At 61.3% G+C, this 25214-nt stretch carries 23 protein-coding genes; 8 read left to right on the forward strand and 15 right to left on the reverse strand.

Translation table 11 applies throughout. From position 1 onward, the window contains the following. Window positions 1-29 precede the first annotated feature (29 nt). Together lptE and leuS are read right to left on the reverse strand one after the other, a co-directional pair. Complete coding sequence (gene lptE, locus U862_RS0101055) at window positions 30-635, reverse strand: LPS assembly lipoprotein LptE (RefSeq protein ID WP_025108701.1); 606 nt, start codon at window positions 633-635, stop codon at window positions 30-32. Window positions 636-723: 88 nt separating this feature from the next. After that, window positions 724-3330: a leucine--tRNA ligase gene (leuS, locus tag U862_RS0101060; RefSeq protein ID WP_025108702.1), complete on the reverse strand. Its 2607-nt coding sequence runs from the start codon at window positions 3328-3330 to the stop codon at window positions 724-726. Window positions 3331-3585: 255 nt separating this feature from the next. Between leuS and U862_RS0101065 the strand changes: the two genes are divergently transcribed. Together U862_RS0101065 and U862_RS0101070 are read left to right on the forward strand one after the other, a co-directional pair. Beyond that, the gene (locus U862_RS0101065) at window positions 3586-3909 is read left to right on the forward strand and encodes a hypothetical protein (protein WP_025108703.1); all 324 of its coding nucleotides are present in this window, start codon (window positions 3586-3588) and stop codon (window positions 3907-3909) included. A 104-nt stretch (window positions 3910-4013) separates the two neighbouring features. After that, on the forward strand, window positions 4014-4793 hold the full coding sequence (locus U862_RS0101070) for a YdcF family protein (RefSeq protein ID WP_025108704.1): 780 nt from the start codon (window positions 4014-4016) through the stop codon (window positions 4791-4793). Window positions 4794-4868: 75 nt separating this feature from the next. On the opposite strand, the gene lnt is transcribed toward U862_RS0101070, so the two are convergent. From lnt to miaB, 5 genes are all read right to left on the reverse strand, one after another. Then, complete coding sequence (gene lnt / locus U862_RS0101075; protein WP_025108705.1) at window positions 4869-6392, reverse strand: apolipoprotein N-acyltransferase; 1524 nt, start codon at window positions 6390-6392, stop codon at window positions 4869-4871. 15 nt (window positions 6393-6407) lie between these two features. After that, window positions 6408-7247: an HlyC/CorC family transporter gene (locus tag U862_RS0101080; protein ID WP_025108706.1), complete on the reverse strand. Its 840-nt coding sequence runs from the start codon at window positions 7245-7247 to the stop codon at window positions 6408-6410. A gap of 5 nt (window positions 7248-7252) precedes the next feature. After that, on the reverse strand, window positions 7253-7747 hold the full coding sequence (gene ybeY / locus U862_RS0101085; protein ID WP_025108707.1) for an rRNA maturation RNase YbeY: 495 nt from the start codon (window positions 7745-7747) through the stop codon (window positions 7253-7255). Beyond that, window positions 7740-8738, reverse strand: a complete 999-nt coding sequence (locus U862_RS0101090; protein ID WP_025108708.1) for a PhoH family protein — start codon at window positions 8736-8738, stop codon at window positions 7740-7742. The genes ybeY and U862_RS0101090 overlap by 8 nt, the downstream gene beginning before the upstream one ends. A gap of 187 nt (window positions 8739-8925) precedes the next feature. Next, complete coding sequence (miaB, locus tag U862_RS0101095; RefSeq protein WP_025108709.1) at window positions 8926-10260, reverse strand: tRNA (N6-isopentenyl adenosine(37)-C2)-methylthiotransferase MiaB; 1335 nt, start codon at window positions 10258-10260, stop codon at window positions 8926-8928. 133 nt (window positions 10261-10393) lie between these two features. Between miaB and U862_RS0101100 the strand changes: the two genes are divergently transcribed. Further along, complete coding sequence (locus U862_RS0101100; protein WP_003185742.1) at window positions 10394-10723, forward strand: DUF1820 family protein; 330 nt, start codon at window positions 10394-10396, stop codon at window positions 10721-10723. A 108-nt stretch (window positions 10724-10831) separates the two neighbouring features. On the opposite strand, the gene U862_RS0101105 is transcribed toward U862_RS0101100, so the two are convergent. The 4 genes from U862_RS0101105 to U862_RS0101120 all read right to left on the reverse strand — a co-directional run bounded on the left by U862_RS0101105 (window position 10832) and on the right by U862_RS0101120 (window position 14367). Next, window positions 10832-11386: a tetratricopeptide repeat protein gene (locus U862_RS0101105; protein WP_003228518.1), complete on the reverse strand. Its 555-nt coding sequence runs from the start codon at window positions 11384-11386 to the stop codon at window positions 10832-10834. Between the two features lie 225 nt (window positions 11387-11611). Then, window positions 11612-12895 carry a glutamate-1-semialdehyde 2,1-aminomutase gene (hemL, locus tag U862_RS0101110; protein ID WP_025108710.1) on the reverse strand — a complete coding sequence of 428 codons (1284 nt, stop codon included), beginning with the start codon at window positions 12893-12895 and terminating at the stop codon, window positions 11612-11614. Between the two features lie 32 nt (window positions 12896-12927). Further along, the gene (gene thiE / locus U862_RS0101115) at window positions 12928-13551 is read right to left on the reverse strand and encodes a thiamine phosphate synthase (protein ID WP_025108711.1); all 624 of its coding nucleotides are present in this window, start codon (window positions 13549-13551) and stop codon (window positions 12928-12930) included. An 18-nt stretch (window positions 13552-13569) separates the two neighbouring features. After that, window positions 13570-14367, reverse strand: coding sequence for a hydroxymethylpyrimidine/phosphomethylpyrimidine kinase (locus U862_RS0101120; RefSeq protein WP_025108712.1), 798 nt, complete (start codon window positions 14365-14367; stop codon window positions 13570-13572). 304 nt (window positions 14368-14671) lie between these two features. On the opposite strand from U862_RS0101120, the gene U862_RS0101125 reads away from it, so the two are divergent. From U862_RS0101125 to U862_RS0101140, 4 genes are all read left to right on the forward strand, one after another. Further along, window positions 14672-17020 (forward strand): hybrid sensor histidine kinase/response regulator, encoded by a 2349-nt coding sequence (locus U862_RS0101125; protein ID WP_025108713.1) that lies wholly within the window; start codon window positions 14672-14674, stop codon window positions 17018-17020. Window positions 17021-17117: 97 nt separating this feature from the next. Beyond that, window positions 17118-18767: an acyl-CoA dehydrogenase family protein gene (locus U862_RS0101130; protein WP_025108714.1), complete on the forward strand. Its 1650-nt coding sequence runs from the start codon at window positions 17118-17120 to the stop codon at window positions 18765-18767. Window positions 18768-18947: 180 nt separating this feature from the next. Beyond that, window positions 18948-20447 carry an AMP nucleosidase gene (gene amn, locus U862_RS0101135; protein ID WP_177327301.1) on the forward strand — a complete coding sequence of 500 codons (1500 nt, stop codon included), beginning with the start codon at window positions 18948-18950 and terminating at the stop codon, window positions 20445-20447. 72 nt (window positions 20448-20519) lie between these two features. Next, window positions 20520-21155 (forward strand): pseudouridine synthase, encoded by a 636-nt coding sequence (locus U862_RS0101140; protein WP_025108716.1) that lies wholly within the window; start codon window positions 20520-20522, stop codon window positions 21153-21155. Here U862_RS0101140 and U862_RS0101145 read toward each other — a convergent pair. Continuing rightward, window positions 21150-21359: a DUF2788 domain-containing protein gene (locus tag U862_RS0101145; protein WP_003228500.1), complete on the reverse strand. Its 210-nt coding sequence runs from the start codon at window positions 21357-21359 to the stop codon at window positions 21150-21152. The genes U862_RS0101140 and U862_RS0101145 overlap by 6 nt on opposite strands. Before the next feature lie 216 nt (window positions 21360-21575). Further along, the gene (locus U862_RS0101150; RefSeq protein WP_007909658.1) at window positions 21576-22055 is read right to left on the reverse strand and encodes an Lrp/AsnC family transcriptional regulator; all 480 of its coding nucleotides are present in this window, start codon (window positions 22053-22055) and stop codon (window positions 21576-21578) included. Window positions 22056-22511: 456 nt separating this feature from the next. Between U862_RS0101150 and U862_RS0101155 the strand changes: the two genes are divergently transcribed. After that, entirely contained in the window at window positions 22512-23561 is a 1050-nt protein-coding gene (locus tag U862_RS0101155; RefSeq protein WP_025108717.1) for a DUF6515 family protein, read from the forward strand. On the opposite strand, the gene U862_RS0101160 is transcribed toward U862_RS0101155, so the two are convergent. Together U862_RS0101160 and U862_RS0101165 are read right to left on the reverse strand one after the other, a co-directional pair. Continuing rightward, window positions 23555-24463: a cation diffusion facilitator family transporter gene (locus U862_RS0101160; RefSeq protein ID WP_003228494.1), complete on the reverse strand. Its 909-nt coding sequence runs from the start codon at window positions 24461-24463 to the stop codon at window positions 23555-23557. The genes U862_RS0101155 and U862_RS0101160 overlap by 7 nt on opposite strands. 15 nt (window positions 24464-24478) lie before the next feature. Further along, the gene (locus tag U862_RS0101165; RefSeq protein WP_025108718.1) at window positions 24479-24898 is read right to left on the reverse strand and encodes a hypothetical protein; all 420 of its coding nucleotides are present in this window, start codon (window positions 24896-24898) and stop codon (window positions 24479-24481) included. Between the last annotated feature and the right edge of the window lie 316 nt (window positions 24899-25214).

Below are 25214 nucleotides of genomic sequence, written 5' to 3' on the forward strand. Positions count from 1 at the left end.
GAACGGGGCGCCTGAGCGCCCCGTGCGTCTTACTGCTGCGGCAGTTCGAGCGGCGACTGACGCGGGGTTTCCGCTTCAGCCTTCTGTGCCGCCTTCAGCGCGTCGGCTTCAGCCCGGGCACGGTCGTTGGCCGCTTGCTGCAATTGCTGCAGTTGGCCCGGAGTCAGCTGTTGCAGGCGCAGAATCATGCGCTGAACCAGCTCGCGACGGGTTTCGTTGCGGGCGTCGTTGGCTTCCTGGTCGGAGCCTACAAGGTTGTTGCCGTCGTGGATGAACACCTTCTGCACTTCAAGCTTGTCGCTCAGCAGGTTCAGATTGTGTTCACCAACGATGTCGTAATTCAGCACGGTGGTCACTTGGTACTCACCCGTACGACCGGCGCCGGCGTAGCTGAGAATGCGCTGGTTTTCCTGCTCGTCAGACAGATACAGCTTGTACGGCGCACCGTTGTAGACCTTGACGCCGCTGGACTCCAGTACCTGACGCAGTTGAGTGACAGTCGGACCATAGGTGTTGCGGGCGCTCAGGTCGAGTTCCTTGATCGCCAGTTCGGTGGTGCCAGTGCCACGCAGCTGGAAACCGCAGGCGCTCAGCAGAACGGCGAGGCCCATCACCAGCAGATTGCGTTTGATCATTGTGTTGCTCCCCTTGAAACCATGTGGGCCGACCCTGCGGCCCGAAAGGTTTTACAGAGCGCCGGGCAGACCCGGCGCCCAATCCAATTTAGCTGGCGACGATATTGACCAGTTTGCCCGGCACGACGATCACTTTGCGAATGGTCAGACCGTCGACGAAACGCAGCACGTTTTCGTTGATGCGGGCCGCCGCTTCGACTTCTTCGCGGGTCGCGCTGGCCGGCATTTCGATCTGGCCACGCAGCTTGCCGTTGACCTGGATAACCAGTGTCAGACTGTCCTGCACCAAGGCACTTTCGTCGACTGCCGGCCAGCCGGCGTCGATGACCGCGTCAGCGTGGCCCAACTGGTTCCACAGCTCGTGGCTGATGTGCGGCGTGATTGGCGCCAGTAGCAAGGTCACGGCTTCGAGGCCTTCGTGAATCAGAGCACGATCCTGTTCGGTGCCTTGTGCGGCTTTCTCCAGCACGTTCATCAGCGTCATCACTTGAGCGATGGCGGTATTGAATTTGTGGTTCTGGCCGACGTCGTGGCTGGCCTGCTTGATGGCCAGGTGGATCGCGCGGCGAACGGCTTTCTGCTCGTCGTTGAGGCTGGCGATGTCCAGTTTGCCCGGCAGGCCCTGGGTGACGTGGGCCTGAGCCAGACGCCAGACGCGCTTGAGGAAGCGGTGCGAGCCTTCGACGCCGGAGTCAGACCATTCGGCGCTCATGTCAGGCGGCGAAGCGAACATCATGAACAGGCGGCAGGTGTCGGCGCCGAACTGATCGATCATCGACTGTGGGTCGACACCGTTGTTCTTCGACTTGGCCATTTTCTCGGTGCCACCGATTTCCACCGGCAAACCGTCGGATTTCAGTTTGGCGCTGATGACCTTGGCTTTGCTGTCACGCTCAAGTTCCACGTCCGCCGGGTTGAACCAGGTGTAGGCACCATTGGCCTCGCGACGATAGTAGGTCTCGGCGATCACCATGCCCTGGGTCAGCAGGTTCTTGAACGGCTCGTTGGAGCTCACCAGGCCTTCGTCGCGCATCAGCTTGTGGAAGAAGCGCGCGTACAGCAGGTGGAGAATGGCGTGTTCGATACCACCGATGTACTGATCCACCGGCAGCCAGTGGTCAGCCGCGGATTTTTCCACCAGGCCACCTTCGAAGTGCGGCGAGGCGTAACGGGCGTAGTACCACGAGGACTCGACGAAGGTGTCCATGGTGTCGGTTTCACGCTTGGCAGGCTGACCGCATTTCGGGCAGCTGCACTCGTAGAATTCCGGCATGCGCGCCAGCGGCGAACCGGCGCCGTCCGGCACCACGTCTTCCGGCAGCACCACCGGCAACTGGTCTTCCGGCACCGGCACGTCACCGCAAGTGTTGCAGTGGATGATCGGGATCGGGCAGCCCCAGTAGCGCTGACGGCTGATGCCCCAGTCGCGCAGGCGGAACTGGGTGCGCGAGGCACCGAGGTTTTTCTTGATCAGGGCGACTTCCATGGCGTCGAACGCACCGGTGAAGTCCAGGCCGTCGAACTCGCCGGAGTTGATCAGCGTGCCGTGCTCGCCGTAGGCGTCTTGCCACGGGGCCGGGTTGCTGTCACCGGAGCTGGTGCGCACCACTGATTTGACCGGCAGGTTGTACTTGTGGGCGAATTCGAAATCGCGCTCGTCGTGCGCCGGAACTGCCATCACGGCGCCGTCGCCGTAATGCATCAGCACGTAGTTGGCGACCCACACCGGCAGTTTCTCACCGGTCAGCGGGTGCTCGACGAACAGGCCGGTCGGCAGGCCTTTTTTCTCTTGCGTGGCGACGTCGGCTTCGGCAACGCTGCCGCCCTTGCATTCAGCGATGAACGCTTGCAGCTCTGGGTTGTTCTTTGCGGCCAGAGCGGCCAGGTGGTGCTCGGCGGCCACGGCGACGTAGGTCGCGCCCATCAGGGTGTCCGGACGGGTGGTGAAGACTTTGAGTGTGCCTTCTTCGCCGATCGATTCGACGTTGTACGGGAACTGCACTTCCATGCCGCGGGATTTGCCGATCCAGTTGCGCTGCATGGTCTTGACCTGTTCAGGCCAGCCAGTGAGTTCGTCGAGGCTCTCGAGCAGCTCATCCGCGTAAGCGGTGATCTTGAAGTAGTACATCGGGATTTCGCGCTTTTCGATCAGCGCGCCGGAACGCCAGCCGCGACCGTCGATCACCTGTTCGTTGGCCAGAACAGTCTGGTCGATAGGGTCCCAGTTCACGGTGCCGTTTTTACGGTAGATCACGCCTTTTTCGAACAGGCGAGTGAACAGCCATTGTTCCCAGCGATAGTAATCGGGCTTGCAGGTGGTCACTTCACGGGACCAGTCCACCGCCAGGCCCAGGCTGCGCAGCTGGGACTTCATGTAGGCGATGTTTTCGTAGGTCCACTTGGCAGGCGCCACGTTGTTCTTCATCGCGGCGTTTTCCGCCGGCATGCCGAAAGCGTCCCAACCCATGGGTTGCAGGACGTTCTTGCCTTGCATGCGCTGGTAGCGGGAGATCACGTCGCCGATGGTGTAGTTGCGCACGTGCCCCATGTGTAGCTTGCCGCTGGGGTAAGGGAACATCGACAGGCAGTAGTAGGTCTCCTTGCCTGGCTGTTCACTGACTTCAAAGGACTTTTGCTCGTCCCAGAACGACTGGGCGGCGGCTTCGATTTCACGGGGCTGATATTGTTCGTGCATGGCTACTTTTGTACTGGATAGGGGTGGCCTAATCCTCTTCAACGAGCGATCCGGAGATGGTCCGGACGAGCTGGAAGTGGAATTACAGGAAGCGCCGTAGCATACATGACCGCGCTTGGCCTAGGGAAACCCTGATTACAGCTGTTTGGCCGGCAAAAAACCTGGCCAGGGCCGTTGGTCGCGGCGTGCAGCCGGTTTGTGCAGCGAAGCTAAGCTCTAATTGGGGAGTGAGTCTTATCTTCAATGAGGTGAGGGATGGTGGAGCAACGGCAAAAAAACGTGACGAAACCCGAGTTGTACGAGCGGTTGATGGATCGTCTGGGCATGGCGCTCGACGCGGCAAAAACCGCTGGCCGGCTGCGCGATGAGCGCCCCCTGGAACTGGAATTGCGTGGCTTGAGCCCCGCCGAGTTCAAACTGGTCAAGGCCTATCTGGATCGCAGTGAACGTGAAACGCATGGATACCTGTCGCAGGCAGTGAAGCAGCTCGATGCAGCACATTCGGCCAAGGTCATCTGGCTCAAGGACAAGGCGCCCGGCAAAGACACCGTCAAGGTTCGCTCTTTGCAGGCCAAGTAAGCGCAAGACGGCAAAAAACGGATCTTTTTCAACGGGATCCCACCCTATCGGTTGTAACGCTTTATTAACACTCTTAGGCTTCGGGCATCTCTGGAGATGCCCCGATGCCATTTCGTTATTTCATCAAACAACTTCTGTTGCCGCCCGGCATTCTTTTACTGCTGTTGCTGGTCGCCTGGTGGCTGCGCCGCTCCCGACCGCGACTGGCCGGTGTGTGTTTTGCCATTGGCCTGGGCGGTTTCTGGCTGATGAGCCTGCCGGTGGTCGTGCAGTGGGGCGCCAAAGCACTTGAGCGTGAACCGCCGCTGCCCCGTGATGCATGGACGGCGCTGGCGCAACGGGCCGATGCCATCGTGGTGCTGGGTTCAGGGCGTGAGCGCGGAGACCTGGCCTGGGGCGAGGATCAGCCGACCGGAGTGGGGCTGGAGCGTCAGCGCTATGCCGCGCGGCTGGCCAAGGCGTCCGGTTTGCCGATCCTGACCAGCGGCGGCTTGCATTACGGCACGCCGCCGACCGAAGCCAAGCTGATGGCTGATTCGCTGCTCGACGATTTCGGCGTGACAACACGCTGGCAGGAAGGTGAAAGCCGCACCACCTGGGAGAACGCCAGACTCAGCGCCGATATCCTGCTGCCCCAGGGCATCAAACGCGTCGTCGTGGTAACGCAGGCCTGGCACATGCCGCGCGCAGTCTGGTGTTTCGAGCAGGCTGGATTTGAAGTGGTACCAGCGCCTGTCGGCTTTTTAGGCACCGATAACGCCCGGCCATTTGGTGGCTGGCTGCCGGAGTTCAAGTCGATCTGGCAGAGCGGGCAATTGCTGAATGAGGCGGTGGGGCAGGTGGGGTATTCGCTGTTTTACCGAGGTGATGCGATACCTGATTGATTGGGTGCTGCTCATGTCCCCTTCGCGAGCAAGCCCGCTCCCACAGTAGATCTGCAGGGCTTGCTCGCGAAGTTTTTAAAGGGTTTTTGACATCCGGCTCGCCATCAGCGCCCAGCCAAACAGCAACACACACACGATGATCAGTGGCCACGAACGCCATTGCAGGTACGGCGTCAGGTTGTGCATCGGCACCACTTCGCCGTACAGGATGCCCTGCTCGAACTGCGGAATCTGCTCGGTGATCTGCCCGAAAGGGTTGATCAGCCCGGTTACGCCGTTGTTGGTGGCGCGGATCATCCAGCGGCCCGCTTCAAGTGCGCGCATTTGCGCCATCTGCAGGTGTTGCAGCGGGCCGATCGAGGTGCCGAACCAGGTGTCGTTGCTGATCGTCAGCAGCAGATCACTGCGTGCCGACAGGCCTGCGGCGAATTCCGGGTACACCACTTCGTAGCAGATGAACGGCGCAATCTGATAACCCTTGGCTTGCAGCAACGGCTGGTCCGCCGGGCCGCGAGCGAAGTCGGACATCGGCAAGTCAAAGAACGCGATCAAGCCGCGCAGCAGTTCCTGCAACGGCACGTATTCACCGAAAGGCACCAGTTTCTGCTTGAGGTAGGTGCCATCGCCTTCACCGACCACGGTGATGCCATTGAAGAAGCGTTTTTCGTGACGGACCATCTCGCGGATCGGCACGCCGGTGATCAGCGCCGATTTACGCTCGGCGGCGAAGGTGCCCATCATGCTCAGGTAGCCTTCGGCAGACTCTTTGAGTACCGGCACAGCGGTTTCCGGCCAGATCAGCAGGTCCACACGCTTCGAGCGAAAACTCAGGTCGCGGTACAGCGCCAGTTGTGCGTTGAGCTCGGCCGGGTCCCATTTCATGCTCTGCGCGACGTTGCCCTGAATCGCGGCAACCGTCAGCGGCGCGCCGGACGGGCTGGTCCAGGCATGGCCCTTGAGGGCAATGCCAGCGACCCACGGCCCGACCAGCAACAGCAGACCGGCGGCGATAAAGCCTTTGCGTCCGCCGCTCAACAGACGTGGTGCGTTGTAGATCAGCGCTGCGGTCAGCGCCAGCACGAACGAAACCAGCCACATGCCGCCGACCGGGGCGAGCCCGGAGAGCGGGCCGTCGAGCTGGCTGTAGCCGGAATAGAGCCACGGGAAGCCAGTGAGGAACCAGCCGCGAAAGGCTTCCTGGCCGACCCACAGCGCAGCAAACGCCAGCGCGTCGGCCAGCGGTGCTTCGTTGCGGCGCAACCAGCGCGCCCAGACCCACGCGGGTAGGGCGAAGAAAAACGCGATCGCTGCGGTGAACAGCAGCATCAGGAACCCGGCCAGCAGCACGGATGCGCCGCCGAAGTGGTGGATGCTGTAGTAGATCCAGCTGGTCCCGGCGCCGAACAGGCCGAAACCGAAGCACCAGCCACGGCCCAGCGCCTGGCGCGGTTTCAGCTCGCGCAGGCCGGCGTAGAACAGACCGACCGCCAGCAGGGCCAGCGGCCAGATGTTGAACGGAGCCAGCGCGAAGGTGGTGATTGCACCGGCCGCCACGGCCAGCAGGTTACCGGGCCAGCCGGGGCGGGTTGTCCAGCGCATTTCTATCCTTAATGATTACCGAGCGATTGGCGTCAGTCGCAGCAAATGAATCCGACGGCTGTCGGCGTTCAGGATGCGGAAACGATAGGCGCCGATTTCAGTGATTTCGTTGCGTTTTGGCAAGTGCCCGAACGCGCTCATCACCAGGCCGCCGACGGTGTCGAATTCGTCGTCGGAGAATTCGCTGTCGAAAAACTCGTTGAAGTTCTCGATCGGCGTCAGGGCCTTGATCAGGAAGTCACCGCTGGGCAGCGGTTTGATGTAGCTGTCTTCTTCGACGTCGTGCTCGTCTTCGATGTCGCCGACGATCTGTTCCAGCACGTCTTCGATCGTCACCAGACCGGCCACGCCGCCGTATTCGTCGATGACGATGGCCATGTGGTTGTGGTTGGCGCGAAACTCACGCAGCAACACGTTCAGACGCTTGGACTCCGGCACGAACGTGGCCGGGCGCAGCAGGTCCTTGATGTTGAAGGTGTCACCGTTCTCCTTGAGGATCAGCGGCAGCAGATCCTTGGCCAGCAGCACGCCCATCACGTCGTCGTGGCTTTCACCAATGACCGGGTAGCGCGAGTGGGCCGAGTCGAGCACGGCGGGCAGGAATTCACGAGGGGTCTGGGTCGCCTTGATGCTGATCATCTGCGAGCGCGGGACCATGATGTCACGCACTTGCAGGTCAGCCACCTGGATGGCACCTTCGACGATGGCCAGCGCTTCGCTGTCCAGCAGTTTGTTCTGATGTGCATCACGCAGCAGCTCAAGCAGCTCCTGACGGTTCTTCGGCTCGTGGGCAAAAGCCTGGGTCAGTTTACCCAGCCATGACTTCTGCCCGTTGCTCGATCGATCTTCGCTCATAGCGATTACTCTGAATCCTTTGTTGTAACGATAGGGGATGTTTCGGTTTCGTCGTCCGCGTACGGATCGGGATAACCCAATTCGGCAAGCAACTCGCGTTCCAGTGCTTCCATTTCTTCGGCTTCGTCGTCATCTATATGGTCGTAACCGAGCAGATGCAAGCAGCCGTGAATGACCAGATGTGCCCAGTGCGCTTTAAGTTCCTTGCCCTGTTCGGCGGCTTCACGCTCGACCACGGCCACGCAGATCACCAGATCGCCGAGCAGCGGGATGTCGAGAAACTCGTCGGGTACTTCGGCAGGAAACGACAGGACGTTGGTCGCGTAATCCTTGTGGCGCCAGGTGTGATTGAGCTCACGACCTTCTTCCTCGTCAACCAGGCGAATGGTCATTTCCGAGTCGGCGGTGCGCTGGCGCAGGGCCAGTTCGCACCATTGGTGGAACTCGGCTTCGCTCGGGGCGTTCGCTTCGGTAGCGATTTGCAGGTCCAGCTCAAGCATCGCGCGAGGTGTCCTTGGGGGCATCGGCGCGGTTTTCGAAGCGCTCGTAGGCTTCGACGATCCGCTGCACCAATGGGTGGCGCACGACGTCTTTGGGCTGGAAGTGCGTGAAGCTGATGCCCGGAACGTCCTTGAGCACTTCGATCACATGATGCAGGCCGGACTTGGTGCCGCGCGGCAGGTCGACCTGGGTGATGTCGCCGGTGATGACCGCGGTGGAGCCGAAGCCGATCCGGGTCAGGAACATCTTCATTTGCTCGACGGTGGTGTTCTGGCTTTCGTCGAGAATGATGAAGCTGTTGTTCAGCGTTCGACCACGCATGTAGGCCAGCGGCGCGACTTCGATCACTTGACGCTCGATCAGCTTGGCCACGTATTCGAAGCCGAGCATCTCGTAGAGTGCGTCGTAGAGCGGGCGCAGGTACGGGTCGATTTTCTGGCTCAGGTCACCGGGCAGGAAGCCGAGTTTCTCCCCGGCTTCGACCGCTGGGCGCACCAGCAGGATGCGGCGGATCTGCTCGCGCTCCAGTGCATCGACGGCACACGCTACGGCCAGATAAGTCTTGCCGGTACCGGCCGGACCGATGCCGAAGTTGATGTCGTTGCCGAGGATTTCCTTCACGTAGCGCAGTTGATTCAAGCCGCGTGGGCGAATCATGCCTTTCTTGGTGCGCAGGGCGACGGACGCTTCGGCGGGGGCGTGATTGTCCAGCTCGACGACGGCCGATTCCTGGAGGAACAGGTGCACCAGGTCTGGCGACAGCTCGGTACCCTTGGTTTCCCGGTACAGGCGGCGCAGCAGGTTTTCCGCAGACGTGGTGTGTTTGGGTTCGCCGATCAGTTCGAACTGATTTCCGCGGTTGCGGATCTCGATGGCCAGGCGTTGTTCGATCAAGCGCAGGTGCTCGTCGAATTGCCCGCACAGATTGGCGAAGCGGCGAGCTTCAAAAGGCTCGAGGATAAAACGATGTGGTTCTATGGGTGCGTTCAAGGTCGTATTTAGCCGCCCTGGGGCAATTAAGATGAAATCAAGGATAACGCCAGTGGCGTGGGTGCGAAAGCTCTTAAATAAATGCAGTTCCTATGGGAGCGAGCCTGCTCGCGATGGGCGTGATGCGGTTCATCTGACAAACCACGTCATCGTTCATCGCGAGCAGGCTCGCTCCCACAGTTGAACATTAGTGTTGCTGGATCAGCGAGCCGCGCAACGAGTGCGGTTGTGCCGCGTCGATGTGCACGTCGGCGAACTGGCCGATCAGGGTCGGATTATCACAGCGGAAGTTGACGATACGATTATTCTCGGTACGCCCTTGCAGCTCGCCCGGGTCTTTTTTCGAGTAGTCGGTGACCAGAATGCGCTGGATCGAACCGACCATTTGTCGGCTGATCTCGAACCCTTGCTGGTTCAGGCGGTGCTGCAAGGCGTTCAGGCGTTCCTTCTTCAGTTCTTCCGGGGTGTCATCGGCCAGATCGGCCGCCGGGGTGCCCGGGCGCTGGCTATAGACGAACGAGTAGGAGAAGTCGAAGCCGACGTCGGCAATCAGCTTCATCGTCTGTTCGAAGTCTTTCTCGGTTTCGCCGGGGAAGCCGACGATGAAGTCCGAGCTGATGCAGATGCCCGGCACGGCGGCGCGCAGTTTGCGCAGCTTGGACTTGTATTCCAGCGCCGTGTGGTTGCGCTTCATTGCCGCCAGAATCCGGTCCGAACCCGACTGCACCGGCAAGTGCAGGTGTTTCACCAGCTCCGGCACGTCGGCATGGGCCTGAATCAGGCTGTCGGAGAACTCCAGCGGGTGCGAGGTGGTGTAGCGGATGCGGTCGATGCCATCAACGGCGGCCACTACGCGGATCAACTCCGCCAGATCGGCCAGGCGACCGTCATGGGTGGTACCGCGATAACCGTTGACGTTCTGCCCCAGCAAAGTCACTTCACGCACGCCGTTTTCGGCGAGGTGGATGATTTCGGCGATCACGTCGTCGAACGGCCGGCTGACTTCTTCGCCTCGGGTGTAGGGCACCACGCAGAACGTGCAGTACTTGCTGCAGCCTTCCATCACCGACACGTACGCGCTCGGGCCATCGATGCGCGGCTCGGGCAGGTGGTCGAATTTTTCGATTTCCGGGAACGAGACGTCGACTTGCGGCAGCTTGCTGCTGCGCGCGGCGTCGATCATTTCCGGCAGGCGGTGCAGGGTCTGCGGGCCGAAGACCACGTCGACGTACGGTGCGCGATCACGGATCGCCGCGCCTTCCTGGCTGGCCACGCAACCGCCGACGGCGATCACCATGTCCGGGTTGGCCAGTTTCAGTTCGCGCCAGCGGCCGAGCTGTGAGTACACCCGATCCTGGGCGCGTTCGCGGATCGAGCAGGTGTTGAGCAGAATCACGTCGGCGTCTTCGGCGCGGGCGGTGACTTCCAGGGCCTGATGTTCGCCCAGCAGATCGACCATGCGCGAGCTGTCGTACTCGTTCATCTGGCAACCGTGGGTTTCGATGTAAAGCTTCTTGGCCATGGAGTAGGGTCGTCACGTGATTCAAAGAACCGCGCATTATAGGGAACAAGCCCTCAGGTTCCTACCGCTGTGCGTCCAGTGGCTATGCTATAGTTTGCGCCCTCATTTTTATCCCCGATGTTATCCCCCCGCCATGACCAAACGCGAAGCTCCAATCTATAAGGTGATTTTCCTCAACCAGGGCCAGGTGTTCGAAATGTACGCCAAGCAGATCTATCAAAGTGATCTGTGGGGTTTCCTGGAAGTGGAAGAGTTCGTCTTTGGCGAGCGCACGCAAGTGGTGGTCGATCCGAGCGAAGAGAAGCTCAAGGCGCAGTTTGAAGGCGTGGTGCGCAGTTTTGTGCCGATGCATTCGATTGTGCGCATCGACGAGGTGGAGCGTCTGGGCACCCCGAAAATCAGCGAAGCCCGTGGCGCAGTCGGCAATGTGATGCCGTTTCCGATGCCGATGCCTGAGAAGTAAGTCGCCAACCCGGGTCGCTGCCATCGCGAGCAGGCTCACACCTGCAGGTGATCTTCAGTGTGCAGGAGATCCCCTGCTTGCGAGGGGCCAGAAAGGTCGGCGCAGAAATTAAGGCAGTGGCGAAAACGGCGTACGCCCATCGGCGCTCTGCAGTTCCATCAGGTATTTACGGAAAATTTGCCCGAGCACCTGAGTCGCGGTTTCGAGGTCTTCGCGGGACATTTTTTCGGAGACTTCGTCGGCGGTGTCCAGTGCATCTTCAGCGCCGTTGACCGCGGCCATCTTCAGCACGATGTAAGCCTGAATGTTGTTGGCCTGCACGCCTTCACCGTGGAAGAACATGGTGCCGAGCTTGAACTGCGCCTGAGCGTGGCCTTGCAACGAGGCTTTTTCGAAGTAGCTCAGGGCTTGATTGAGGTCACGCGGCGCATTCTTTCCGTCGTAGTAGAACTCACCCAACTCGTATTGCGCTTGCGCATCCCCTTCGTCCGCCGCTTTCTGGCAGGCGGCCAGTGCCTGCGTGACGTCTTGCGGCTGAGTGTTGAGGGTGCAACGACCCATCGCCGGGATCAACAACGAGTTGCCGCCTGCTTGTGCATGCGCGAGCAGGGGCTGAAGGAGCAACAGGCAGCCCAAGGCAAGGGTGCGGCCGGTGCGGTTCATGGGAATCGACTTACCTCTGAAGGGCACGCGGACCCATCGAGGGATCCAATAAGCGCGCATTATGAAATAAGCAGGGCCAACCTTACAAAGTCTTTACTCGTTTTTCTGCTGCGCGGGGAATATATCGGCCACTTTCTGGCGGATTTTTAGCAGAGGCGTGGGAAAAACGGCGCAGGTGTAGGTGAAAGCTGACGCTGGCAATGGCCAACGTCAGCGGTGCGGCGATTACTTCAATGCAGCGAAGGCGCGCTCGGCAGCGTCCAGAGTGATTTTCAGCTCGGCTTCGCCGTGGGCGATCGAAGTGAAACCAGCTTCGAATGCGCTTGGTGCCAGGTACACCCCGCCTTCCAGCATCAGGTGGAAGAAGCGACCGAACAGTGCTGCGTCGCTGGCCATCACGTCTTCAAAGGTGACGATATCGTCGGCGCCGCTGAAGTACAGGCCGAACATGCCACCAGCCTGCGTGGTCACGAACGGGATGCCCGCGGCATCGGCGCGCTGTTGCAGGCCGTCGAGCAGGCGCGTGGTGTAGTCGGTCAACTCGGCGTGGAAGCCTGGACGACTGATCAAACGCAACGTGGTCAAACCGGCGGCCATCGCCAGCGGGTTACCCGACAAGGTGCCGGCCTGATACACCGGACCCAGCGGCGCGATGCGCTCCATGATTTCACGCTTGCCGCCGAAGCAGCCGACCGGCATGCCGCCGCCGATGATCTTGCCGAAAGTGGTCAGGTCAGGATTGACGCCGTAGTAGGCCTGGGCACCGCCGAGGGCGACGCGGAAACCGGTCATCACTTCGTCGAAAATCAGCACCACACCATGCTTGTCGCACAGCGCGCGCAGGCCTTCGAGGAAGCCCGGTGCCGGCGGTACGCAGTTCATGTTGCCTGCCACTGGCTCGACGATGATGCACGCCACGTCCTGGCCGACTTCAGCGAGCATCTTTTCAACCGCGTCGATGTCATTGAACGGCAGAGTCAGGGTGTGTTTGGCGAATGCGGCCGGCACACCGGCGGAGCTTGGCACGCCCTGAGTCAGTGCGCCGGAGCCGGCCTTGACCAGCAGGCTGTCGGAGTGACCGTGGTAGCAGCCTTCGAACTTGATGATGCTGTCACGACCGGTGTGACCACGGGCCAGACGGATCGCGCTCATGGTCGCTTCGGTACCGGAGCTGACCATGCGCACCATGTCCATCGATGGCACCAGCGAGCAGACCAGATCGGCCATCTCGGTTTCCATCGCGGTCGGCGCGCCGTACGACAAGCCGTGTTGCAATTGATTGCGTACCGCGTCGAGCACGTCCGGATGGCTGTGGCCGAGGATCATCGGACCCCACGAACCTACGTAATCCACATAGCGCTTGTCATCTTCGTCGGTGACGTAGGCGCCTTCGGCGTGCTTGAAGAACAGCGGTGTGCCGCCCACGCTCTTGAACGCGCGAACCGGCGAATTCACGCCACCGGGAATGTGTTTCTGGGCATTGGCAAACAGGGTTTCGGAACGAGACATGATCGGGCTCTCAAATCAGATTTCTAAGCGACTTAAATAGAAAGCAGTTGGTTGAACGCGCGAGCGCGGCGGGTCACTTCGGCGGTGCTGTCGGCACCGAACAGGCCATGCACCACGGCGAGCAGGTCGACCCCGTGGGCCACCAGCGGTGCGGCGTTGTCGAGGGTGATGCCGCCAATCGCGCAGATCGGCAGATGCAGTGTGCGTTTGGCTTCGTCGAGCAGATCGAGGCCGCAACTTGGCGCGCCGGGCTTGGTGCTGGAGTTGAAGAAGCGGCCGAAGGCGACATAGCTCGCGCCTTCCTTGGCGGCTTGCTCGGCCAGTTCGAGTTGCGCGTGGCAGGTCGAACCGATGATGGCTTTGGAGCCGAGCAGGGCGCGGGTCGGTGACAGCGGGCCGTCGGTCTGGCCCAGGTGCACGCCGACGTTCAGGCGCGCGGCCAGTTCGGCGTCATCGTTGATGATCAACTGCGTCTTGTAGCGCTCGCACAGGTCGCGCAGCGCTTCGGCCTCGCGCAGACGGCGGGCCTCGTCGCTGCTTTTGTCGCGGTATTGCAGCAGGGTGACACCGCCTTCCAGCGCTGCCTCCACGTACGACAGAAACTTGCCCGCCAGCAGTGTGCTGTCGGTGATGGCATACAGGCCACGTAGTTTCATCAGGCAGACCTCACGACGTTACGAGCAAAAATCCAGCGGCAGGCGACGCGGCACGAACTGGCCTTTGCCCAGTTGTTCGGCATCGCGCAGGGTGCGCCAGGTGTAATCCAGCGCGGTGCGTACGGCGCTGGCGAGTTTTTCACCCTGGGCCAGACGACCGGCGAGGGCGCTGGCCAGAGTGCAACCGGAACCGTGATAACTGCCTGGCAAACGCTGGCAATAGAAGGTTTCACGCAGGCCATCACGGCTGTACAGGCGATTGTGGATTTCAGTTTCGTCGCCATGACCGCCAGTGATCAGCAGGTTTTTGACGAACGGCAGGAGTTTTTCAGCGCACTCGTCCGCCGTGCCTTCGGGCAGTTCGGCGAGGATCCGCGCTTCAGGGAGGTTAGGGGTGGCAATGATCGACAGCGGCAGCAGGCGCTCGCGCATTGCATAACCGACTTCGTCCTTGCCCAGGCGTCCGCCGCCGCCGGCACGCAGCACCGGGTCGCAGACCACTGGCAGGTGCGGGTGCGCCGAAAGCAGTTCGACAACGGTGTCGACCATTTCCAGCGAACCGAGCATGCCCAGTTTGACCGCAGCGACTTCGGAGTCGTTGAGCACGGCATTGGCCTGGGCCAGTACCCACTCACGGTCGAGGACGCGGAAGTCAGTGACGTTGACGGTGTCTTGCACGGTCAGGGCGGTGACGGCCGGAGCCGCATGGCAACCCTGCGCGAGCAGGGCTTCGATATCTGCCTGCAAGCCGGCGCCACCACTGGGGTCGTGGCCGGAGAGACAGAGGACAACGGGGCGGGAGCTGTAGATATTCATGGTGCGCGAGCTTACCACCAAACCTGATTTTGGGGTTCAGTCCCGATCAGGCTTGTCGCCACAAAAGGTATTCACATATCGGATGTTGTCGTGAGCTGGCCGACTCAACAGCTCTAGTCCGCTGCTTTGCTCTGAAACGCCCGTTCTAGAGCCTTTGTCGTAAATATTTTAATGGTGCTCAATGGCCATCAACGGCTATGCTAGTCTGGATCCAAACCAATAACAGGTAATACCGGTTTTACGTCTACTCAAAGGGAATGGGGGGGCTTCCTGACACAACCGGACGAGCCACGCTGGGGCTTCAATGCGCTATTTGCTGATGTTGCTGTTCTGCTTGCCCCTCTTCGCAAGCGCCGTCGAGTTCGACGAAAATACCCAGAGCCTTCCCCTGGGTCGCTCCTTGCAGGTGTTCGAAGACCCGAGCGGTCAGGCGAGCATCGCCGACGTCCGCGCCCAAGCGGCGGCGGGCAATTTCAAACCCCACGATAAAGCCACGCTCAATGCCGGTTACTCACGTTCGGCGTTCTGGCTGAAGATCGACCTGCATTACCGTCCGAACAACCCGGCCGCGCAGCGCACCTGGCTGCTGGAGCTGGCGTACCCGCCGCTCGATCATCTTGATTTGTACAGGGCCGACGCCAACGGTGACTATCGCCTGATCCGGCAGACCGGCGACGCCTTGCCATTCGCCAGTCGCGAGATCCGTCAGAACAACTACCTGTTCGACCTCAGCTTCACCCCCGACCAGCAGCAGACCCTGTACCTGCGGCTGGCCAGTGAAGGCTCGATCCAGGCGCCGGTGACGTTGTGGTCGAGCACCGCGTACCTCGAAGACCAGCCGGTGCGCCTGTATGTGCTGGGGATCATTTATGGCGTGCTGCTGGGGATGCTGGTCTACAACCTGTTCATCTACCTGAGCGTGCGCGACACCAGCTACCTCTATTACATTTTCTACATCGCCTCGTTCGGCCTCTATCAACTGTCGGTGAACGGCGCGGCGGTCGAGTATTTCTGGCCGGACAATCCGTGGTGGGCCAACGCCGCCACACCGTTTTTCATCGGTTGTGCCGGCCTGTTCGGCAGCCAGTTCGCCCGCAGTTTCCTGCAGACCAAAACCCACAGCCGTTGGCTCGACCGCTTGCTGATTGCGCTGATTGCGTTCGGCGCGCTGGTGGTCGGCCTGTCGCTGATGACCAGCTACGCGTTGTCGCTGCGTCTGGCGACAATACTGGCGCTGACCTTCACCGTGGTGATCTTCGCTGCCGGGATCCTCGCCTGGTGGCGTGGCCTGCGCGTGGCGCGTTATTTCATCATTGCCTGGTCGGCGTTTTTGCTCGGCGGCATCGTCAACACGCTGATGGTGCTGGGCTTGCTGCCGAACGTGTTCCTGACCATGTACGCCAGCCAGATCGGCTCGGCGATTGAAGTGGCATTGCTGTCGCTGGCGCTGGCCGATCGCATCAACGCGATGCGCGAGCAGCAGGCACAAACGCTGTTCGACGCCGGGCAGAAACTCGAAGTGCTCAACCAGCAACTGGCCCACAGCAACAAGCTCAAGGACGAATTCCTCGCGACCCTGACTCATGAATTGCGCACGCCGATGAACGGCGTGATCGGTTCGCTGGAGTTGATGCAGACCGTCGAGCTGGAACCTGAGCTGGAGCAATATCAGCAAACCGCCGCCGGTTCCGCCCGGGACATGATGCGCATGGTCAACGGCATCCTGACCCTCACCGAACTGCAGGCCGGCAAGCTTAAGGCGACACCGGGCAGCTTCAGCCTGCGTGCGGTGGTCGAGGCCTTGCGTGTGCAGTTCGACGGCAACGCCGCGAGCAAGTCGCTGGATTTCAAGGTCGAGGTGCTGCCGACCTTGCCCGATCGCCTGCATGGCGACAGTGCCAAGCTGGCGCAGTGCCTGGAGTGCCTGTTGGACAATGCGATCAAGTTCACCCGGGTTGGCGGCCTGGCCCTGCGGGTGACCGGCAAACCGGCGGCGGACAACCGCTTGGCGCTGTCGTTTGCGGTGATCGACACCGGCATCGGCTTCACCGATCTGGGCGAGGCGACGATGTATCAGCGTTTCTTCCAGCTCGACGGCTCGATGACTCGCGAATACGGCGGGCTGGGCGTGGGGCTGGCGATCTGTCGGCAACTGGTCGAGCTGCTCGGCGGCAAGCTCACCCATCGCTCCGAGCCCGGGCGCGGCAGCCGCTTTCAGCTGGATGTCGAATTCGAACTGCCGATGGTCGAGGCGGCGCCGAGCCCGCTGCATGACCGCATTCGTGCGCCGCAGGACTGCACGGTGTTGCTGGTGGATGACAACAGCGTCAATCAACTGGTGATGCGCGGCATGCTGCTCAAGCTCGGTTTCCGCGTGCGCACGGCTGACAACGGCGCGGCGGCAGTCGATTGCCTGCAACGGGAAACCTTCGACGCGGTGCTGATCGATTGCCAGCTGCCCAGCCATGAAGGGGCGTCGTTGTGCTGCCAGATTCATGCGTTGCCCGGCTGCGCCAATCTGCCGGTGTTCATGCTGGCGCTGGGCACGGATCGCGAGCAATGCGCGCCCGGTACGCGCATCGATTACCTGAACAAACCGGTGAAATTCGAAGACCTGCAGACCGCACTGGAGCGTCGAGTGCTCAGCGCCTGATAGGGTGAAAGCGCCGACAGTTCGGCGCATATGACACTTTGATCAGCCACGGGGCGGTGCTTAACTGGATTCCTTGGCTGACCAAAGGAGCCCCGTCATGAACCTGCATCAGTTCGCCGAAACACACGAAGTCACCAACCAGCCACCGTCGCTGGACGGTGCCAACCTGTACCGCATCGACCTGCCGCTGCAGGAGTGGTCGCGGCGTTTCGGCGCCGGTTGGGCCGAGTCGCGGATCGATGCCTACGGTGCGCTGGCCGGCGGGCCACTGATGGAAGCCGGGTTCCTCGCCAATCAGAACAAACCGGTGTTCGTCAGCCATGATCGCTACGGTCATCGTATCGATCTGGTGGAGTTTCATCCGGCCTATCACGAGCTGATGCGCACAGCGATCGAACATGGCCTGACCTCATCGCCATGGACCCGGCCGCAGGACGGCGCGCATGTTGCCCGCGCCTCCATGAGCTATCTGCACAGCCAGGCCGAAGCCGGTAGCGGTTGCCCGTTGACCATGACCTTTGCCAGCGTCCCGGCGATGCGCTTGCAGCCGGATCTGGCCGAACAGTGGCTGCCGAAAATCCTCGCCACCGAATATGACCCGCGCAACGTCGGCATGGCGCACAAGGCCGGCGTGACCATCGGCATGGCGATGACCGAGAAGCAGGGCGGCACCGATGTGCGGGCCAACACCACCAGGGCTTATCCGGTCGGTGCCAGTGGGCCGGGCCAGGCCTATGAACTGGTCGGGCACAAGTGGTTCTGCTCGGCGCCGATGTGCGATGCGTTCCTGACGCTGGCGCAGACCGACAAGGGCCTGACCTGCTTCCTGCTGCCACGTCATCGTCCGGACGACACACGCAATCAGTTCTACATCCAGCGTCTGAAAAACAAGCTCGGCAACCAGTCCAACGCCTCCAGCGAAGTGGAATTCCGTGGCGCCCTGGCGTGGATGATCGGTGAAGAGGGGCGTGGCGTGCCGACGATCATCGAGATGGTGGCGATGACCCGTTTCGATTGCATGGTCGGCTCCAGCTCGCTGATGCGTCAGGCGCTGACCCAGGCCAGCCACCACTGCGCGCACCGCAAGGTCGGTGGCAAACTGCTCAGCGAGCAACCGTTGATGCAGAACGTGCTGGCCGATCTGGCGCTGGAAAGCGAAGCCGCGCTGGCCCTGAGCCTGCGCATGGGCCAGGCGCTGGATCATCTGGATGATCGTCACGAAGCGCAATTCGCCCGACTGGTGACGGCGGTGGGCAAATACTGGATCTGCAAGCGTGCGCCGGCAATGATCAACGAGGCTGCCGAATGCATGGGCGGTGCCGGGTATGTCGAGGAGAGCATCCTGCCGCGCCTGTATCGCGAGGCGCCGGTCAATTCGACATGGGAAGGCTCGGGCAACGTGCAGTGCCTGGACGTGTTGCGCGCACTCTCGAGGGAGCCGGGTGTACTCGATGTGTTGTTCAGCGAATTGGGTGACGGTCATGGCGACAAGCGTCTGGCCGCGCATATCCAGCAGTTGCAGGCGCAGTTCAAGGACACCAGCGATATTCAGTACCGCGCGCGGCAGTTGACCGAGGATATTGCGTTGGGGCTGCAGGCCAAACTGCTGCTGGAGGCGGGGAATTCGGCGGTCAGTGATGCATTTATTGCCAGTCGCCTGAGCGGCGGCGGCCGGGTCTATGGCGCATTGCCGCGGGGGCTGGATGTCGAAGCCATCGTCGCGCGCTCGACGCCGCAAGGTTTCTGACCTTCCACAAATCCCCTTGTGGGAGCGGGCTTGCTCGCGAAAGCGGTGTATCAGTCAAATGGTTGGTGGCTGACACTACGCTTTCGCGAGCAGGCTCGCTCCCACAGGGATCTTCTTTATTCTGAAGATTGAGGTACAGCCACAACGCCACTGTTCCCGTGAGACCGCGATGCAGGCAAGATGAAGCTCTGCAAGTCAGAACACAGGAAGCTGATCGTGACCGAAGCGTTTATTGTCGTTCAAACCGCCGAACAAGCCGTGGACCGTCTGGCCGAGCTGCACGAGCGGGCCACCACTGCGCTGAACTCGGCGCTCAAGCGTTACCTCAAGGATCGCGTCGAGCCTGACGCTGCGCAGCGCGCTCTGTTTCGTTATCCCGAACTGCGTCTGACCTACCTGTGCCAAGGCGAAGTCCCGCAGACCACCCGCGCCTACGCCAAGGTGCAACTGCCGGGCACCTACAGCGTCACCGTCACCCACCCCAAGGCGTTCCGCAAATACCTGCTGGAACAACTGGTGCCGTTGATGCACGACTTCACCGTGACCGTGGAAGTCGGCGTCAGCCAGCAGAACATTCCGTACCCGTATGTGGTCGAGCAGGGCGATGAACTGGCCGGCTCCGGCGTCACCGCTGCCGTGCTGGCGCGGGTGTTTCCGAGTACCGACCTGTCTGCTGCCACCGATGGCATCGCTGACGGCCTCTACGACTGGGAAAACACCGATCCGCTGCCGCTGGCGCTGTTCGACGCCGCGCGGGTCGATTTTTCCCTGCGCCGCCTGGTGCACTACACCGGCAGCGACTGGCGCCATGTGCAGCCGTGGATCCTGTTGACCAACTACCACCGCTACGTCGACCAGTTCATCGTCCATGGCCTGGAACAACTGCGCAAAGACCCGCGTTTCGTGCGCATGGTCCTGCCGGGCAACGTGATCATCGAGAAGGGCATGGATCACGGCGAAGCCTCGGCGATTGCCGCCGGCGTGGTCTGGCACCGTTACCAGATGCCGGCCTATCACCTGATCGCCAGCGATGGCCATGGCGTGACCCTGGTCAACATCGGCGTCGGCCCGTCCAACGCCAAGAACATCACTGACCACCTGGCGGTGCTGCGTCCGCATTGCTGGTTGATGATCGGCCACTGCGGGGGCCTGCGTCAGTCGCAGACCATCGGCGACTATGTACTGGCTCACGCCTACATGCGTCGTGACGGGATCCTCGACCGCGTTGTGCCGCCGAACATTCCGATTCCGGCACTGGCCGAAGTGCAGCTGGCGCTGCAACAAGCTGCGGCCAACATCACCGGCGAAAAAGGTGAGGAGCTGAAAAAACGCCTGCGCACCGGCACCGTGCTGACCTACGACGACCGCAACTGGGAGCTGCGCTGGGCTCAGGAGCGTCCGCTGATCAACCTGTCTCGCGCCGTGGCCGTGGACATGGAAAGCGGCACCATCGCCGCCCAGGGTTATCGCCTGCGAGTGCCATACGGCACGTTGCTGTGTGTCTCGGACAAACCGCTGCACAGTGAGATCAAGCTGCCGGGCTCGGCCAACGCGTTCTACGAACGTGCGGTCAGCCAGCACTTGAAGATCGGCATTGAAGCGGTGGATCTGCTGCGCACCGAACTCAACTCGCTGCACTCGCGCAAACTGCGCAGCTTCGACGAGCCGCCGTTCCGTTAACGGTTAGTCGTGGTCATTTGGCGGTCGGGGCACTAGCATTGTCAGCCCCGACCGTTAGATGTTCTTTTCGCCATGTCCCGTCCCCAACGTCCACCTTCCCGCCGCCCCGGCGCGAAGCCGTCCCCTTCAGCCCCGCGTCGTGTCGCCAAGGCGCCGCCGGCCGAGCCGAAGCTGATCCTGTTCAACAAACCGTTCGATGTGCTGACGCAATTCAGCGATGGCGAAGGGCGAGCGACGCTCAAGGATTACATCGACGTTCCGGGCATCTACCCGGCCGGACGGCTGGACCGCGACAGCGAAGGTTTGCTGCTGCTGACCAATGACGGCCAGTTGCAGGCGCGGATTGCCGATCCGAAGCACAAGCTGGCGAAAACCTATTGGGTGCAGGTCGAAGGCGTGCCGACGGCTGAGCAGTTGCAGCGTCTGCGTGACGGTGTCGAACTGAATGACGGCATGACCTTGCCCGCCGAAGCGCGGCAACTGGATGAGCCCGAGCTGTGGCCACGCAATCCGCCGGTACGCTTTCGCGCGACGATTCCGACAACCTGGCTGGAGCTGGTGATTCGCGAAGGGCGTAACCGTCAGGTTCGGCGGATGACCGCAGCGGTCGGGCTGCCGACGTTGCGGTTGGTGCGGGTCAGGATTGGCGACTGGACAATCGAAGGGCTCGATCAGGGCCAATGGAAAGAAGTGCCGGCGCGTCTATAGCGCGCCGGATTCGATCAGGCCGATCACCACGCTCTTGATGATGAACGCGGCCACGCCCAGGCCCAGTACGAAGAACAGAATGAACGAGCCGAAACGCCCGGCCTTGGACTTCTTCGCCAGATCCCAGACGATGAAACCCATGAAAATGATCAGGATGCTGACCAGGCCAGTCATCATCCACTCTTCGAATACTGCAGGATCCATCGGGCATCTCCGGCGCAGGCGCGGCTGAAAGGGCTCGGCGATTATACGCCGAGGGTGGCAATAGCCGCATTGACCTGCGTCGGTGTGCCGCAGTTATGGGGTGCCTGTACCGGCCCCTTCGCGAGCAAGCCCGCTCCCACAGGTGATTCGGTGGTACACGAATTGTGAGCTCGACGAAGATCAATTGTGGGAGCGGGCTTGCTCGCGAAGGCGGTTTCAGCTGCGCAGGTGCGTCAGTGGCAATTCAGTGCTGTTGAGCACCTGATTCAGCACAAAGCTTGAGCGCACGCTGGTCACGCCCTCAATCCGGGTCAGGTGCCCCAGCAGCAGCTTCTGATAGTGATCCATGTCCGGCACCACTACTTTCAACTGATAGTCGGCATCGACGCCCGTCACCAGGCTGCATTCCAGCACCTGCGGCAGCGTGCGGATTGCCGCTTCGAAGTTCTCGAAACGCTCCGGCGTGTGCCGGTCCATGCCGATCAGCACGTAGGCGGTCAGGCTCAGGCCGAGCATCTTGCGATCGAGCAGGGCGACCTGGCGGGAGATGTAGCCGTCGTCCTCCAGTTGTTTGACCCGGCGTGAGCAAGGGGAGGGCGACAGACCGATGCGCTCGGCCAGTTCCTGGTTGGAGATGCGGGCGTCGCGCTGCAATTCCGCCAAAATGCTCAGGTCGTAACGGTCGAGTTTGCTCATGAATCTGTCCTTGGTTGTAACTATTGCGGAGGATTATCTATCCAGGGTTAAAAATTGCGCAAGTGATGTTTATTTGAGCAATCTTCGCAATCCTCTGTCGCGGCTCGCGGCCTATTCTTATCACCAGAATCACTGCTCGGTAACACAGTCCACTGCGGCCCGCCCAATCAGGCCCGCCGCGGCCGCCACCCCCACCGGGGATGTGCCGGCCCCCGAGCTGCACACTGTCCAGAAGACGGCGTGAGGTGAGCCGACGTCAAAAGCGTCGAGCCAGGACGAAGTTCTCTAGAAGGGAGACCGACGGGTCTCCCTTTTTTCTTGCCTGCGATTTTTGTGCCTTGCAGCGCCGCCATCCTCAATAAATAAGTTTCGTGACTGATAACCTGTCGCAGAACCCGGTGTGTGTATTCCCGGTCTTAGTTACAAGCCCCCTTATTACCCGCAGTGAGGAAAAGCATGAAGTCGCGCATCTGGCGTCTGGCCGGTGTTGGTTTGCTGTGTGTGAGTGTCAGTGCGCAAGCGCTTGCCGACGATCCACAGAACCGTGGCCCCGAGAATAACGGGCACGGTGGTGAACATCAGGGCAATCAGGGGCATGGCGGCGAACATCAGCCCCACGGGCAGAACAACCCGCCGCCGCAAAATCAGCCGCGGCCGCAGAACAACGAAATCATTCGAGGCGACAACAGTCGCCAGTTCGAGCACAACGGCCAGCAGCACAATAATAACGGTCAATGGCAGAACCAGAACCGCGCGCCCACCCCGCCTGCTCCGGTTCATCAGGCGCCACCGCCACCGGCGAACAATCTGCCGATCCAGCCACGGCCCGACGCCGTGCGTCAGACCCAGGAACCGCGCCAGGGTTACTACCGCGACGAGCGTCCGCAGAATGGTTACCACAACCAGCAATGGCAAACCGGCAACCGGCCCAATGACAATCGCTGGCCGGGCCGCCCGGACGGGCATGGCAATGGCTGGGGCCCAGGCCCGCAGTACCGCCCGGGGCATGTGATCGATCGTTTCCCGGATCGCGAATACCGTGTGCCGTATCGCGGTCAGGATTACTTCTACTCCGGCGGCTACTGGTATCGCCCGCAAGGCCCGCGCTACATCGTCGTGCAACCGCCTCGAGGGATTCGGACCCAGTATCTGCCGGACTATGCGCGTGAAGTGTGGATCGGCGGTGCGCTGCTGTTCCTCGCTGCCGGCTCCTACTATGCGTATGAGCAATCCACCCAGGATTACGTAGTGGTCGAGCCGCCGGTGCAACAACCGCCGCAGCCGCAGCCGCAATCCCAGGGTTATGACGTCGAGGCTTATCCCGCTAACGGTCAGTCGCCGGAACAGGTCCAGCAGGACGGTTACCAGTGCTACCAATACGCGGTGCAGCAAAGCGGTTTCGATCCGCGTACCGCGACCTATCAACCGGCGCCAGAAGTGGTGCAGGCCTACCGTCAGGCTCAGGGCAATTGCCTGAGCAGTCGCGGTTATCAGGTGTCTTACTGAATCCGGGTTTGCGCCCGTTCGGTCTTGACCACTTCCTGCGGGTCGGCGTGCACCAGCACCTCGGCTCGCGGGTAGGCGGCGTGAATCGCATCCGCCGCCTGATCGCTGATGCCGTGAGCGACTGACAGCGTCAGTTCTCCCGGCAACTCCAGATGCAACTGCACGAACCAGTGATTGCCCGAAATCCGCGTGCGCAGATCATGCGCGCCCAGCACGCCGGGGACGCCGCAGGCCAGTTCGAGCATGTGCTGACTGACGTCCGTCGGCAGCTCTTCATCCATCAGCACCGAAAAACTTTCCCGGGCGATCTGGATCGCACTCCACAAAATGTACCCGGCAATTCCCAAACCGAACCATGCATCGAGCTGATGAAAGCCCATCCCGGCGAGGATCAGCGCGATCAGAATGCTGCCGTTGAGCAGCATGTCCGAGCGGTAGTGCAGCGAGTCGGCGCGCACCGCGTTGGAGCCGGTCTGCTTGATCACGCGATGTTGCAGTGTCAGCAACGCGGCGGTCAGTAGCAGGGAAAACACGATCACGCCGATGCTCAGCCACGGTGCGCCCAGCGGCTCCGGTTGCTGGATGCGTTCGTAAGCCTGAAAGGCAATCAACACCGCACTGCCACCGATGAACAGCGCCTGCGCCATGCCCGCCAGCGACTCGGCCTTGCCGTGGCCGTAACGGTGATCGTCATCGGCCGGGCGCAGCGCGTAATGCACTGCCAGCAGATTGAGCAGCGAGGTGACGCCATCCAGCGCCGAGTCGGTGAGGCCGGCGAGCATGCTCACCGAACCGCTGAGCCACCAGGCGATGGCTTTGGCGATAATCAGCGTGCAGGCCACCGCGACCGAGGCGCGGGTCGCCAGCCTCAGCAGGCGGGCGTGTTCGGGGCTGGTGGTCATGTGAGTGCGATTTCCTTATGCGGCAGGTTGCAGGCCAAACATCGCCAATTGTTGAGTACTGCCCTTGTGCTGGATCAGACGTGGATCGTCCAGTGGCAGGTTGCGGCCCAGTTCAGTTTCGAGAATAGCCTGCAACTTGAGGTTATCGACCTGACCGTCCGGGCCAATGGCTTGTTTCAGTTTGGCCGGATCGACCTGGGCGGTGTGGCCCGGTTCGAAATAGATCGCGCCGGTGGTGAAGTCGACCGCGAATGCGATCAGGCCGGGGATGACGTAGAACAGCAGGCCCACGGCGTCGAGCACGGCAATTGCCGGGTCGATCTTGCCGTCAATCTGACCGCGCCGGTCCGGGTAGAAAATCGAACCGCAGGCGGTGAGTTGAGTGAGCAGGGTGGCGACCAGTACACCGCCGATCAGGCGAGAAGGTAAGCGCATGGAAAATCTCCTGAGTCATTTGAAAACGAAGCGTCGTCATTGGAAATTAAGACCCTGACAAACGCCCGGCAGTTCGCCGTTATACTCGCGGCTGGCAGGGCATGCCCACAGTAAATTGCGGCCTCGTCTCACCCCTACCGAAATATGTTGAGGATTGAAGTTGTTTTCTCCAGATCGACACCGCGTGAAGGCTGATGAATCCTGTCGGGGTTCGGCCCTACGGGCTAAAGCTGTGAGCACGCCATGCTGCGTTGCGGGACTTGGCAAGGAAACGACCCTTACCTGCGTCCCGCGCCTTGCCTGGCACGCTCACAGC

The sequence above is a fragment of the Pseudomonas sp. H1h genome (assembly GCF_000633255.1).
Taxonomy (GTDB): Bacteria; Pseudomonadota; Gammaproteobacteria; order Pseudomonadales; family Pseudomonadaceae; genus Aquipseudomonas.

Coding starts and splice junctions, on each gene's coding strand:
- U862_RS0101120 (WP_025108712.1), bottom strand. CDS start 14,367: ATGAATATCTACAGCTCCCGCCCCGTTGTCCTCTGTCTCTCCGGCCAC.
- U862_RS0101130 (WP_025108714.1), top strand. CDS start 17,118: ATGAACCTGCATCAGTTCGCCGAAACACACGAAGTCACCAACCAGCCA.
- U862_RS0101100 (WP_003185742.1), top strand. CDS start 10,394: ATGACCAAACGCGAAGCTCCAATCTATAAGGTGATTTTCCTCAACCAG.
- U862_RS0101160 (WP_003228494.1), bottom strand. CDS start 24,463: ATGACCACCAGCCCCGAACACGCCCGCCTGCTGAGGCTGGCGACCCGC.
- U862_RS0101080 (WP_025108706.1), bottom strand. CDS start 7,247: ATGAGCGAAGATCGATCGAGCAACGGGCAGAAGTCATGGCTGGGTAAA.
- hemL (WP_025108710.1), bottom strand. CDS start 12,895: ATGTCTCGTTCCGAAACCCTGTTTGCCAATGCCCAGAAACACATTCCC.
- ybeY (WP_025108707.1), bottom strand. CDS start 7,747: ATGCTTGAGCTGGACCTGCAAATCGCTACCGAAGCGAACGCCCCGAGC.
- amn (WP_177327301.1), top strand. CDS start 18,948: ATGAAGCTCTGCAAGTCAGAACACAGGAAGCTGATCGTGACCGAAGCG.
- U862_RS0101155 (WP_025108717.1), top strand. CDS start 22,512: ATGAAGTCGCGCATCTGGCGTCTGGCCGGTGTTGGTTTGCTGTGTGTG.
- U862_RS0101145 (WP_003228500.1), bottom strand. CDS start 21,359: ATGGATCCTGCAGTATTCGAAGAGTGGATGATGACTGGCCTGGTCAGC.
- U862_RS0101065 (WP_025108703.1), top strand. CDS start 3,586: ATGGTGGAGCAACGGCAAAAAAACGTGACGAAACCCGAGTTGTACGAG.
- U862_RS0101140 (WP_025108716.1), top strand. CDS start 20,520: ATGTCCCGTCCCCAACGTCCACCTTCCCGCCGCCCCGGCGCGAAGCCG.
- leuS (WP_025108702.1), bottom strand. CDS start 3,330: ATGCACGAACAATATCAGCCCCGTGAAATCGAAGCCGCCGCCCAGTCG.
- thiE (WP_025108711.1), bottom strand. CDS start 13,551: ATGAAACTACGTGGCCTGTATGCCATCACCGACAGCACACTGCTGGCG.
- miaB (WP_025108709.1), bottom strand. CDS start 10,260: ATGGCCAAGAAGCTTTACATCGAAACCCACGGTTGCCAGATGAACGAG.
- U862_RS0101105 (WP_003228518.1), bottom strand. CDS start 11,386: ATGAACCGCACCGGCCGCACCCTTGCCTTGGGCTGCCTGTTGCTCCTT.
- lnt (WP_025108705.1), bottom strand. CDS start 6,392: ATGCGCTGGACAACCCGCCCCGGCTGGCCCGGTAACCTGCTGGCCGTG.
- lptE (WP_025108701.1), bottom strand. CDS start 635: ATGATCAAACGCAATCTGCTGGTGATGGGCCTCGCCGTTCTGCTGAGC.
- U862_RS0101070 (WP_025108704.1), top strand. CDS start 4,014: ATGCCATTTCGTTATTTCATCAAACAACTTCTGTTGCCGCCCGGCATT.
- U862_RS0101165 (WP_025108718.1), bottom strand. CDS start 24,898: ATGCGCTTACCTTCTCGCCTGATCGGCGGTGTACTGGTCGCCACCCTG.
- U862_RS0101125 (WP_025108713.1), top strand. CDS start 14,672: ATGCGCTATTTGCTGATGTTGCTGTTCTGCTTGCCCCTCTTCGCAAGC.
- U862_RS0101150 (WP_007909658.1), bottom strand. CDS start 22,055: ATGAGCAAACTCGACCGTTACGACCTGAGCATTTTGGCGGAATTGCAG.